Source organism: Corynebacterium sp. L4757 (assembly GCF_043673995.1).
GTDB lineage: Bacteria > Actinomycetota > Actinomycetes > Mycobacteriales > Mycobacteriaceae > Corynebacterium.
The window spans coordinates 24,660-36,379 of sequence record NZ_JBIMEN010000020.1 but is presented as its reverse complement, the minus strand read 5'-3'; the positions used below and the strand labels follow the sequence as shown (position 1 = coordinate 36,379).

Below are 11,720 nucleotides of genomic sequence, written 5' to 3'. Positions count from 1 at the left end.
ATGCTGGGAAAGGTAATCTGCCACCATGCCACGCAAGACCTACACAGAGGAGTTCAAGCGCGACGCTGTTGCGCTCTACGAGAACTCCCCAGGTGCCTCGCTCAAGACCATCGCCGTGGACCTCGGAATCAACCGTGCCACCCTGCATAACTGGTTGAAAAAGTACGGGACAGGTGCGCGTACCAAAACCCGCACCGCAGAGTCGCCCTCGTCGATGTCGGTGACCGAGGCTGAGCGGATCCGCCAGCTGGAACGGGAAGTCAGCCGCTTACGCGAAGAGCGCGATATCCTGCGAAAGGCTGCTAAATATTTCGCGGAAGAGACGAACTGGTGATCCGCTTCCAGTTCGTTGACGACGCCCAGAAGAACCATTCGGTTAAGCGGTTATGTGACGTGTTGAAACTCAGCAGGTCCTCCTATTACAAATGGAAAAACAGCAGCTCAGCCCGGAGGAAACGACTCATATCCGACGCCATCCTCGGTGCACGGGTCAAGACTGTATTCACTGCCGAAAATGGTTGCTACGGGGCCAAGCGGATTACGGCTGAACTTAAAGACCAGCCGGGTCATGAGCCCGTGAATCACAAGCGGGTTGCGCGGATCATGCGTGAACTCAAACTGTTTGGCTACACCAAGAAACGCAAGGTCACCACCACCGTGTCAGATCAGAAGAAACCAGTGTTCCCTGACCTTGTCGGCCGTAAATTCACTGCCGACAAGCCGAACCAGGTCTACGTCGGTGACATTACCTATCTGCCGATTGCAGATGGGTCGAATATGTACTTGGCTACGGTCATTGATTGCTATTCCCGCCGGCTGGTTGGCTTCGCGATCGCCGATCACATGCGCACATCACTGGTGCAGGATGCGCTGGTGATGGCCAAAGGCCAGCGAGGGAGCATGAAGGAAGCAATTTTCCACTCGGACCACGGCAGTGTGTACACATCGAATGCGTTCCAGGACACCTGCACCCAGTTGGGGATCAGGCAGTCGATGGGATCAATTGGGACCAGTGCGGACAACGCTTTGGCGGAGTCGTTCAACGCGGCCCTGAAGAGGGAAGTCCTTCAAGATTCCAAGACCTTTGCCAACCAGTTGATCTGCCGGCGGGATGTTTTCCGCTGGTGTACCCGTTACAACACGGTGCGCCGACATTCCTGGTGTAAATATCTGGCTCCTGTGGTGTTTGAGGAGCGCTGTCCTGCTATCCTAAGATCTGCTTCTTGATTAAATCCTCCGTGTCCACTTCCCGGGGGTCGGGCCCCTCGCTGCGTGTGGGCGTTCTCAGGCAGTCTCGAAGACCCGGTTGACGATCACCGCGTCCGGGTTCGGTTGCCCGTAGACAAACATCGTGCCTTGCCCTTTCCGCAATGAGTGCATCGCCTCCATTCCTTTCAACGTCCGATATGCAGATGTCCGGTTCTTAAACGCGTCTTTCGGCCCGAGGATCCGCTTCAGCAAGGACTACAAGAAATCGATCCTCTCCACTGATGGGCAGGGTTGGAATAGTGAGTCCTACAAAGAGTATGTAGTGCCAGATACCATGCGGACCCTGAGCCTCAAGGCAGCTTGGTCCGACACAATCCCGAACAACGGCGGCATCGGCAAGGTCACGGTTTCGCGTGACGGACAGCGTCTCGGCCAATTCACCGTCCCGGTCGGTGAAGTCGTTGAACGTACTTTCGATGTGCGAGGTGGCGGCGATGTCATGATCCACCTCGTTGCTTACGACTCCAAAAATGACCAGAAGCGAGTCCCTTCAAGCGGTCTTACAGTCCTCACCCCGGTGGTTAAGTAGCTACTGACACCAACAACGCACCGGATCAGGTCGTAAAAGAAAGCGCTGGGAGCAACACCCAGCGCTTTCTTTATGTCTACGCCGGGTCAAAGTCGCAGTTCGGACGTCGTAGGGGAATAGCGATGGTGCTGCTCTAGGTGCACTGACATTTCACGGTGCATTTCACACGCCGCTTTGTTGCACATCACCCGTGCTGTTTTACAGTGCAGTGCAGCGGTGCTTTTACTGGCGTTTCTGCTGCGCAATTCACTGCACTATGTAGTGGACGCGACATTTCATTAACACGTAGGTTGCACTGTGTATTGGGCACCCATTTCATCGACACGTTTACTGCGCAATCAAATGCCCTGTCACTTTAATGACATGTGAATTGGGCAGTGAAGTGGTTTGTCATCCTATTGACACCTTTACTACGCAACAGAATGACAACGACATTCTGTCGGCCCTTCTACGGACATCTCTTCTGCGCAGCACATGCCCCGTCGTACACACCGACGTGCTGCGCACTATCTCCGCCACTCAACAGGCCAATTCACTGCGCAACGTAGTGACACCAGCCCCGCCTAGCCGAGATTTCTTCGATTTTCGCTGAATACCAGCCGTTTACCCGCCGCCAATGACCTACGACGCCGACGGCACCCTGTTAGGCCCGCAGAAGGCCGTACAGGGCAGGGGAGAGCAGTGCTACAACTCCATACCGCCATCACGATCACGCTGCTGTTGCTGCTGGCGGCGCTTCTCGATGCGCTCGCGGGCACGCTGCTGCGCCCCGCCCTTCTTGCCTGAGGTCTGCGACTGCCTGAACAGCGTGTAACGCTCAAGCAACTCTGGGCTGCGATGCAGTTCTTGCACCAGGAACTTCTTATCCAAGTGCTCCAACTGTTGTCCTGACTTCACCGCTTCTTCGATGATGATGGCGGCTTCATCTTCGGCCTCACTGCGTGCTGCATCGCGGATGTCTGTAGCGTCGCTCCGCGCTTCGCTACGTGTGTTTTCAGCGTCCCGCGTGGCCTCACTGCGGATCGTTTCTGCCTCACGCTTCGCCTCGTCACGTGCTTCGCTACGGATCTTTTCTGCGTCTCGTTCGGCTTGCTTACGTGCCTCGTCGGCCTTGCGAGTGATCGCCTCCGCCTCGCTGCGAGCTGCGGCTGTAATATCGCCCTCCTTGGCCCGCGCAGTCTCTTCGGCTCGTTCGAGCAGCTCGTCTGCTTGCGCTTCGGCCAGGCCCAACTCCTGCTCAGCATCCTTGCGTGCTTCGCTGCGGATCTCTTCGGCTTCTTGCTCGGCCTTCTCGCGTGCTTCCTTGAGCACACGCTCGGCAACCTCGCGAGCCTGTGCTTCAGCATTCTCCTGTACGCGCTGGGCTGCTTCGCGGGCTTCTTGCGCCTGTTCAAGTTCCTTAGCAGCCTGCTCGCGGTCACGATCAATTGCGTCCATGTCGCGCTGCACGGATCGCTTCTTGACTTCCACATCATCCTCGCGCTTGGCGAGATCGCGCTCCCGGTCTTGTTGCTCGGTGTAGCGGTCGAGGTTGAGTGACTCGTCATGACGTTCGGAGACTTCTAGTTCCACCGGATAGCCGAGCGAGTGCATGTGTTCGCGCAGGCCCCGTTGCGCGTCGATGAACTTCTGGTTACCCGAGATCTGCTTGCCCTTCTTCGGGCCGGATGTGTACCGCACTGAGGTGTCAGTGTTGTACGCGATGCCGGGGCGGCAACGGAGCTTGTCGGGATCTTCGGGCTTCGGTGAGAACGTATCCGCCTGGAACTGGATGTGTGGCGTTGATTCGTCAAAGTTCATATCACCGCCAGCGACTGCGTCGATACCGCCGGGGATGAAGTTTTCTGCAAGCCAGCGCATTGACTCTTCGAGGTACTGCTTTGCTTCCTCGTAGTCGCGGGCGACATAGCGCGGACGTTTCACTTCGCGCCCGTCCACCTCACTGGTGTAGTAGTCGGGGATCTCCTTGCACATCGACTTCGGCAGATACACGACGAACAGCGACGTCTTGAAACTGTTCTTCTGCACGCGCACTCCGTCCATCCGAGGCGTCTACGGCCGCCACAGGGCCGTACAGCCGCTGCCACAAAGATGAACCAATCGAGTCGCGGCGCTACACATTTGCATCAACAGCTGCCGCTGGATCTGCTGCAGCGCGACGCGCTGCGAAACACACGTCGCTGGCGGTGCTCATCACATGCGCTGTCGCGCATATGGCCACCGCGAGCGTGATACGTCTGCACCGATAGTGTGCTTGTTGCACGGGCCGATATGGAGTGTGTTACTCAGCCCGTGTCGTTGACCCCCGCAGCAGCATCAACACCGCCTTGCGGCGGATGGCTCGCTGCGGGATTTGGAACACCCTGCAATAACCGCCTGGCGGCGGTGCCAGAGTGCAGGGTGTGGCTGTGCGCACCACGTAAACGATGTCGGTCTTGCCGTTCGGTTCGACGCCGTGGCACGTTCGCAAGCTCACGTTGCACACGGCGTGCGCGATGACGCGGGAAGACGCCGCAAGCGGCGTTTCCACCCGTCATCGGCCCTTACTTTAAGACCGACATACAACGGACGTAGCCGCATGTGGTGCGCACAGCGTGGCGACCTGCAAGTTTTGTGTAGGCACCATGTGCGCTTCGCGCATCAACGGGCCGTTTCGGGTAAGGGTCGAAGACCACGTAAAGACCCGAAACACGCAGGTCGCAGCCCCCTTCTGTGTCAAAACCCCTATATGTTTGTCGTTATAGGGGTAGAAGGGGGAAAAGGGCATAAGGGGGTGCGACGCCTCCGCTGCGCTCCGGCGCTCGGCATAGCCGAGGCACTGCACCGGGTATTACTGCTCGCTGGCGCTCGCATAACCCGCTGCCCGGCGCTGGCGCGCCGCCCCTTACAGCCCCAGTCTCAGACCTCGCTCGCTCGGTCTGGCTGGGTCTACCTTTCCCTCCGCTGCGCTCCGGTCAAGGTGCCCAATAGTGCAGCTGGCGCTGCACCTTGTGTGATGACCCATGCTTTACGTCACGACACTGCTGGCAATCCGATATATCCCGTTGATATACATTCGGATATGCCAGCATCGATGTGTCGTGTTTGGGTCATCACGAAACGCTCCATCACGGCAAGCCTGCCGAGATGGATATTGGCGTATCTCACGACGCGTCCATGATGCGGCGTCCGCCGCATATCATCTGCCGTCGCGGTTGCATCTTCAGCAGCACAGCTGCTGAAATCTGCTCTGTCCACGCTGCTGTCTTTGCTGCACCCACGGCCCCGTCTTCGGCATATTTCACATCCACACGAGACTATGCCGGCCAGAACCGCGCATAACAGCAGCGCGACATACCGCCAGCCATGTGGCGGATGATCCAGGCGACGGGGCAGACGTGTATATGCCCCGTCGCCGATACCGGCGCAAGCATCGTGACAGTGTCACGTGTAGCGGTGCCGCAGCCACCCGCACACACGCGAAAACCCCGCCCTTGCGAGCGGGGTGTGTGGCGACATCAAACGTGACGGCTGTACGTCGTCACGCCGCGTGGCCGTACACACATGAGGTGATTGCGTGTACGGCTAAAGGGTTAGTCGGGTACAACTTCTAGATGCCGCTTCGGCTTACTGCCCTCGGTGCTCTCAGGCGTGTCGCCGTCACCGTTCTCAGGTGTATCGCTGTCCCCTTCGGTGCTGGCGGACTTGTCACCGTCCCCTTCGGTGCTGGCGGACTTGTCACCGTCGAGATTCACCTCGAACTCTTCGGCATACTTGCGCAACTGCGCAAGGCGCTCCTTTGTCGCTTTGTGTGCACGGCGCGCCTCGTTCACGGTATCTTTTGCTTGCTGCTCATCGCGCAGCGCTGCTGCGTAATCGTCTCTGAAAGACATGGTTTGTTCTCCTTGATTGAGTGAATTCTTTGTTTGGGCTCGGGGCACGACGGTGGAGCGCGCGTGTGTTGTAGCACGACCATCACCCATCAGCCCTCGCACTCAGCTCAAGACCCAGCCTGGCTAGCTGAGCTAAGCGGCGGGATCTCGTCGTAGGTGGGTTTGTCCGCACTAGTGCTTCGCACCACCCAGCACCGTGACGAGCTGCTGGCGCTGCTCATCTGTCAGTTGGGGCGCTGCATCCACGACGGCATCGACGAAGCCGTCAAATAGCTGCGGGGCAGGGCGGCGTGCGGCCGCGAGGTAGGCGTCGAGATCGTCTTGGCGAATCCGATAGGCGGTGCCGAAACGGTGGAATGAAAGACGGCCCTCTTTAATAGCTTTTCGCAACGTGGACTCAGAGCCGACACCGAGATCGGTGAGTTCTTGCAGCGTGTAAAAGCGTGGCGCGACAGCGGTAGTCGTGTCCTTTTCGGACATAGAAAAACGCTCCTGGGCAGATTGATCTGTCCCGGAGCGGGGTGCTTTACCGGCTTGCTATTCAGGCGGCTTGGAGTGCCGTGCTCAACTCGCTAGAACGGTGGTCTGCCGTCCCATTGCTTTACGGGAGCGCTTACTCCCTACCTGACCGCTTTTGTGGTTGGCAATGCCGTTGCCAACCGGTCTATCTCGTCGGAGGAACCGCGCCTATCACGGTCGAGAGACTATCTCTTTGTGAATTATCCTCGGGGTTATCCCCCGTATGCGGCTGGCTAGACCAGAAACGAATTAAAACGCCACATACGGTCTAGAGGCCATCGTACGAAACTTATGCGTCGCGCACAATAGCCTGCGACCTGAACTTTAAAGACAGATCCGAGTACGTCTCTACACGCCACGTGACACGGCTGGGGTGTTGTGGTGGGGCAGCTGTTGTGTGGCGGCATGGTGACACGCAAGGGGCGCGCCTTTTTGTGACCTGTGACACGTCTGTAGTGTGCTCGTTTCGTAGTTTTGGCCTCGTTTCGTAATTTGCCGATCAAAATACGAAAAAATTACGAAACGCTCTACCTGCGGTTTCGTGGAACTACGAAAATCGGAAAACCAAATTACGAAAGACGCGATAACGCTGTGACCCGCACAGACACGTCACATTTCGGGGATGTTTCGTAATTTTGCGGTATTTCGACCTAAACCTTTTAAGAGAGAGACACAGACACACATTGCAGGCACATGTCTACGACATAGAGCGTCCTCGTTGAGGGCGCGCTGCATGGGTTGTAGCTAGCTGACACGGCCGGGACGCTGCAGCACGGTGACACGCAAGGGGCGCGCCTTTTTGTGACCTGTGACACGTCTGTAGTGTGCTCGTTTCGTAGTTTTGGCCTCGTTTCGTAATTTGCCGATCAAAATACGAAAAAATTACGAAACGCTCTACCTGCGGTTTCGTGAAACTACGAAAATCGGAAAACCAAATTACGAAACACGCGATAACGCTGTGACCTGCACAGACACGTCACATTTCGGGGATGTTTCGTAATCTTGCGGTATTTCGACCTAAACCTTTTAAGAGAGAGACACAGACACGCATTGCAGACGTGTGTCTATGACGTACGGCAGCACGGTGACAGTGCAGCTGCAGCAGATCTAGCGATGTGACACGGCCGAGATACTGCCACACTGCAACATGTCCGTGGCGCGCCTTTTTGTGACCTGTGACACGTCTGTAGTGTGCTCGTTTCGTAGTTTTGACCTCGTTTCGTAATTTGCCGATCAAAGTACGAAAAAATTACGAAACGCTCTACCTGCGGTTTCGTGATTTCCGCAAACGAAAAGAACAAAACTACGAAACACGCGATAACGCTGTGACCTGCATAGACACGTCACATTTCGGCGGTGTTTCGCAATTTTGCGGTATTTCGACCCAAACCTTTTAAGAGAGAGACACAGACACGCATTGCAGGCACATGTCTACGACACAGAGCGTCCTCGTTGAGGGCACGCTGCAGGGGTTGTAGCTATGTGACACGGGACACAATCGCAATCAAGGTGTCTCTTCTTATTCAGATTTTCTTCAAAAAGTGGAAAAATTACGAAACGAAAACCATTTACGCTGCTCAACGTATGTTTTTGTGTTTCGTAGTTTTGTTCTTTTCGTTTACGAGATTACGAAATGACCCGCAAATACCTACCGTGACCTGCGGTGATGTGTTTCGTATTTTTCTGCGTAATTTCACGTCGCCCGAAGCAGACACCCTGCCGTGTGCTTGCTGCAGGGCTGCGGCCGTCCCTCCATGTGGAGCGTCAGTGTCGATGCTGTAACTTAAACGTACATACATTTGTGGCGCTCTCGTTACGTGTCTGTGCATTGCCGAGCTCTTTACTGTTGTGTGTGGGCGCGCAGCCGTAGTGTCCGTGCCACTCCGAGTAGGGCGCGTCGTACCCCAAACCCATGTTCAATTAAATTCCAATCCAGAGAGGTCTTGCACTGTTGCGGTGCGGTTGTCTTCTTTCTCACCGTATTGGACCCTGCGAAATTAATTGGATACGATAGGCCCATGTTGATTTCATGTTCCGTTTTCATGCGGCCGCTCACCAGCCGCTAAGGCGGTTTTCTCCCTCCCGCAGGTTAGAAACCGCTCCGGTCCTTTAGCCGGGCGGCCATTTGCCATGCCCGGCTCCGTTTCAACTCCACGGAGCACACCTGATGTCTACATACGGATACGGCCGTCACGAACATGGCCAAAATTTTCTCACAGACCACAAGATCATCAACTCCATCGTCGATCTTGTAAAACAAACCTCCGGCCCCATCATTGAGATCGGGCCAGGAAGCGGTGCCCTCACTCACCCGATATCCCACTTGGGGAGGGCAATAACGGCAGTTGAGGTAGACGCAAAACTAGCTGCCAAACTCACAAAAAAGACCGCCTCGGCGTCGGTCGAAGTGGTCCATGATGATTTCCTCAACTTCCCGTTACCCGCCACTCCCTGCGTCATTGTGGGAAACATTCCCTTTCACCTCACCACTGCCATTCTTCGAAAGTTGTTGCATGCGCCGGCATGGACTGCCGCTGTACTCCTCATGCAGTGGGAAGTCGCTCGCCGCCGGGCCGGGGTAGGTGCAAGCACGATGATGACAGCTCAGTGGTCCCCATGGTTCACGTTTCACCTTGGTTCCCGAGTACCAAGGTCTGCTTTCCGGCCACAGCCAAACGTTGACGGGGGGATCTTAGTGATCCGCCGGGTGGGTGACCCGAAGATCCCGATAGAGCAACGCAAAGCCTTTCAGGCGATGGTGCACACCGTTTTCACCGCCCGGGGACGCGGGATAGGGGAAATTCTCCGAAGGGCAGGGTTGTTTTCATCACGTTCAGAGACACAATCATGGTTGCGCTCGCGAGGAATCGACCCCGCAACCCTACCTCCCAGATTGCACACCAGCGACTGGATCGATCTCTTCCAGGTGACTGGTTCCTCTTCACCGCGCCATCGGCCCATTTCACAATCGGGAAGTAGTCAACGCCCTCCTCAACGGAAAAATCGAGGCCGGCGGCGGTAATCCCCCCACCACCAAAACCGAAATCCACCAGTAGTAGTGAACGACCCATGTTCGTCTACCGTGAGCCGCGTTATGGCAGTGACGTGTTCTCGTCGGGCACAGTCATAGTTCCCGGCGTTGCCAGCGACAGGGTTCTACACCCAGCAGCGGGACCGATCAAAATCACCCGCACGGGGAACGACCCTGCTGGTGGTTTCGATTTTGATGAAAGCGAGGAGACATAGCCCCTCGCCAACTCCCCGTAGCTGGCGAACAGTAGCTCCTGGCGCTGGCGCTCGTTGGTGAGTTTGCGTGCCACATCGAAAGCCTTATCGACTTCCCGGTCCAAGTTGTTGTGAGCCTTGAGCAGAATTGGGTCCATCGATAACGGGTTGTAGTGCTCCGCGAGTGACCGCTGGGGGTGCCGCTCGCGTGCCCGCAGCACCAACTGTCCAGCGTCGATGATTCGCTGCTGCGCCTTCTCATCTAGTTCACACAGAGCTGGTCCGCAGTTGTAGCTCCCGATGTACTCCGAAAAACGGAAAAAATAAATAGTGGGGATACACATGGAGTTGTCAGTGGGTGAATGCGCCACCTCGACTTGGAGGTTGTTGTGGCTGGTCGTTGGACTCCGAAAGATGTGAAGGCTACTTCTGTGGCGCGGCTTGTTGCAGGCGATGATGTCGGCGAGATTGCTCGTGAGGCCGGTGTGGCAGAGGCCACGGTTTATGAATGGGTCAAGCAAGCAGGCGCACTCCCACCGAAGAAGGCGTTGGCACGTGCACGCGACCAGCTCATCAACGAGGCGGTGGCGCTGGTGGCTTCAGGTATGTCGGTACCGGATGCGGCTGCGACGTTAGGCATGTCACCAGGGGCGTTGTACCAGCGGTTGGCGAAAGTCGGTGTGCTGACCGAACTGCAGCAAAAGCCCCGCATCACCCCGCAGCAGAAAGCTGACGCGGTCGCACGGGTGCTGGCTGGTGAGCCGGTTGACAAGGTTGCGGCGGCGTTCGACCGGTCTGCGAATTCGGTGTATCGCTGGGTGCAGCAAGCACGCCAGGAGAAGGCGGGCGGAAACCGTGATGCGTCACAGCGCGCGGACACGCCGGAGGCTTGCACGGTAAAACCACCTGCACACAGCAAAGTTGATTCCGTGCCAGCACCAATGAAAACACAGGCAGGCCACGCGCCTGCCGACTATGCCGAGGACCGTGTGAAAGTCGGCCGCGGAGTCCGACTGTCGTATGAAGACCGCCTGACGATCCAACATGGGTGCAACCAGGGAATGTCAGCCAGGCAGATCGGAGCACTTCTGGGGCGCCACCATAGCGTGATCAGCCGGGAAATCGCCCGCAACGGGTGGGAAGTTGTCGGCGAAGACGGTGAGGCCACGGTGTACTACAACGCCCGGCAAGCCGGCCTGGGCGCCAAGGCGCGTGCGCACCGGCCGAAGGTGCGCAAGCTCGACGACAACCCGGCACTTCGTGCTGTGGTGGTGACGTGTCTTGCCCGCCGGTGGTCGCCCGGGCGCATCAGTGTGTGGCTTCAGCATGCTTTCGCCGATGATGAAAGCATGCGTATTTCCCACGAAGCGATCTACAGCGCCTTGCACCTCCAGGGCAAAGGCAGCTTGCGCGCCGAGCTTGAAGCGGTGATGAAGACCCAAGATGTGCTCATCCGTGGCGGCAAGCGGCGAAAAGCCCGGCCCCGTAATGCCGGTGTGTTAACGGGTAAGCCGTGGATCAAAGGTGCTGAAATCACCAAGCGCAGCCCAGAGGCTGACGACCGGGCAATCCCCGGGCACTGGGAAGGCGATCTTGTTATCGGCACCGGCGGCAAAAGCGCGCTGATTACCCTGGTGGAGCGCACCAGCCGCTACACCCTGCTTGGTCATCTGCCCACCGAACACACATCGATGACGGTGATTGCAACGATCCAGCAGATGGTCAAAGACCTCAACGCTGAACAGCTCAAGACCATCACCTGGGATCAAGGCGTGGAAATGGCTGAAACCGCACGTGTGCGCATCAAAGACGGCTGCGAGGTGTACTTTTGCGATCCGCACGCGCCGTGGCAGCGGCCGACCAACGAGAACACCAACGGTGAGATCCGCCGCCGGTTCTACAAGAAAGGCACCGACTTCGCCGAAGTAACCCCCGAGCACGTCGCCTGGGTGCAAGACGAACTCAACGACACACCACGACAAGTCCTCGGCGGAGCAACCCCACGTGAGATACTCCAGCAAATATTCAATCGTGGCGCATTAACCGCTTGATCCCGCCCATCAACCTTCCACTTTCCATTCTTCCGGCTCAGAGTATTGAGGGGTCTGGGACCGGGTCCGTAAACCCTTTATGTTTTTCGCGCACAGCGGTTTTTAGCGACGCACCCTATAGGTTTTCCGCAGAACCTATATGTGTTTCTGTGCACCCCCATATGTTGTCTGTTTCTAGCGGTATTTCGTTGTACTTTGCGCATCGAATAGTTATTTATCGACGACACTCCGTGGACTTTAAGTTCAATGTGTAGG

At 56.9% G+C, this 11,720-nt stretch carries 9 protein-coding genes and 2 pseudogenes; 6 read left to right on the top strand and 5 right to left on the bottom strand.

What is annotated here, in order from left to right; all coding sequences use genetic code 11:
• Positions 1-25: 25 nt before the first annotated feature.
• A protein-coding gene (locus ACG98I_RS13460) for an IS3 family transposase (RefSeq protein WP_394718078.1) occupies positions 26-1,227 on the top strand; the annotation gives its coding sequence in 2 pieces (ribosomal slippage) (positions 26-320 and positions 320-1,227; 1,203 coding nt in all).
• Positions 1,228-1,284: 57 nt separating this feature from the next.
• Here ACG98I_RS13460 and ACG98I_RS13455 read toward each other — a convergent pair.
• Positions 1,285-1,458 (bottom strand): annotated as a pseudogene (locus tag ACG98I_RS13455) (IS6 family transposase); the annotation flags it as partial.
• 73 nt (positions 1,459-1,531) lie between these two features.
• On the opposite strand from ACG98I_RS13455, the gene ACG98I_RS13450 reads away from it, so the two are divergent.
• Positions 1,532-1,798 (top strand): hypothetical protein, encoded by a 267-nt coding sequence (locus ACG98I_RS13450; protein WP_394721022.1) that lies wholly within the window; start codon positions 1,532-1,534, stop codon positions 1,796-1,798.
• 684 nt (positions 1,799-2,482) lie between these two features.
• Here ACG98I_RS13450 and ACG98I_RS13445 read toward each other — a convergent pair.
• Positions 2,483-3,721, bottom strand: coding sequence for a hypothetical protein (locus ACG98I_RS13445; RefSeq protein WP_394721023.1), 1,239 nt, complete (start codon positions 3,719-3,721; stop codon positions 2,483-2,485).
• A 1,203-nt stretch (positions 3,722-4,924) separates the two neighbouring features.
• Here ACG98I_RS13445 and ACG98I_RS13440 point away from each other — a divergent pair.
• Positions 4,925-5,119, top strand: a complete 195-nt coding sequence (locus ACG98I_RS13440) for a hypothetical protein (protein WP_394721024.1) — start codon at positions 4,925-4,927, stop codon at positions 5,117-5,119.
• Between the two features lie 251 nt (positions 5,120-5,370).
• Here the strand turns inward: ACG98I_RS13440 and ACG98I_RS13435 are convergent, their stop codons facing one another.
• Both ACG98I_RS13435 and ACG98I_RS13430 read right to left on the bottom strand, forming a co-directional pair.
• Complete coding sequence (locus ACG98I_RS13435; RefSeq protein WP_024058949.1) at positions 5,371-5,670, bottom strand: hypothetical protein; 300 nt, start codon at positions 5,668-5,670, stop codon at positions 5,371-5,373.
• 171 nt (positions 5,671-5,841) lie between these two features.
• The gene (locus ACG98I_RS13430; protein ID WP_022865471.1) at positions 5,842-6,150 is read right to left on the bottom strand and encodes a helix-turn-helix domain-containing protein; all 309 of its coding nucleotides are present in this window, start codon (positions 6,148-6,150) and stop codon (positions 5,842-5,844) included.
• Positions 6,151-8,356: 2,206 nt separating this feature from the next.
• On the opposite strand from ACG98I_RS13430, the gene erm reads away from it, so the two are divergent.
• Positions 8,357-9,211: a 23S ribosomal RNA methyltransferase Erm gene (gene erm / locus ACG98I_RS13425; RefSeq protein ID WP_016456425.1), complete on the top strand. Its 855-nt coding sequence runs from the start codon at positions 8,357-8,359 to the stop codon at positions 9,209-9,211.
• Positions 9,212-9,281: 70 nt separating this feature from the next.
• Here the strand turns inward: erm and ACG98I_RS13420 are convergent, their stop codons facing one another.
• Positions 9,282-9,758 carry a type IIL restriction-modification enzyme MmeI gene (locus tag ACG98I_RS13420; protein ID WP_394721025.1) on the bottom strand — a complete coding sequence of 159 codons (477 nt, stop codon included), beginning with the start codon at positions 9,756-9,758 and terminating at the stop codon, positions 9,282-9,284.
• A gap of 18 nt (positions 9,759-9,776) precedes the next feature.
• Here ACG98I_RS13420 and ACG98I_RS13415 point away from each other — a divergent pair.
• Together ACG98I_RS13415 and ACG98I_RS13410 are read left to right on the top strand one after the other, a co-directional pair.
• Positions 9,777-10,268, top strand: a pseudogene (locus ACG98I_RS13415) (transposase); the annotation flags it as partial.
• A gap of 87 nt (positions 10,269-10,355) precedes the next feature.
• The gene (locus tag ACG98I_RS13410; RefSeq protein ID WP_394721045.1) at positions 10,356-11,465 is read left to right on the top strand and encodes an IS30 family transposase; all 1,110 of its coding nucleotides are present in this window, start codon (positions 10,356-10,358) and stop codon (positions 11,463-11,465) included.
• Positions 11,466-11,720 lie beyond the last annotated feature (255 nt).

Coding starts and splice junctions, on each gene's coding strand:
- ACG98I_RS13440 (WP_394721024.1), top strand. CDS start 4,925: ATGGATATTGGCGTATCTCACGACGCGTCCATGATGCGGCGTCCGCCG.
- ACG98I_RS13435 (WP_024058949.1), bottom strand. CDS start 5,670: ATGTCTTTCAGAGACGATTACGCAGCAGCGCTGCGCGATGAGCAGCAA.
- ACG98I_RS13410 (WP_394721045.1), top strand. CDS start 10,356: ATGAAAACACAGGCAGGCCACGCGCCTGCCGACTATGCCGAGGACCGT.
- erm (WP_016456425.1), top strand. CDS start 8,357: ATGTCTACATACGGATACGGCCGTCACGAACATGGCCAAAATTTTCTC.
- ACG98I_RS13430 (WP_022865471.1), bottom strand. CDS start 6,150: ATGTCCGAAAAGGACACGACTACCGCTGTCGCGCCACGCTTTTACACG.
- ACG98I_RS13420 (WP_394721025.1), bottom strand. CDS start 9,758: ATGTGTATCCCCACTATTTATTTTTTCCGTTTTTCGGAGTACATCGGG.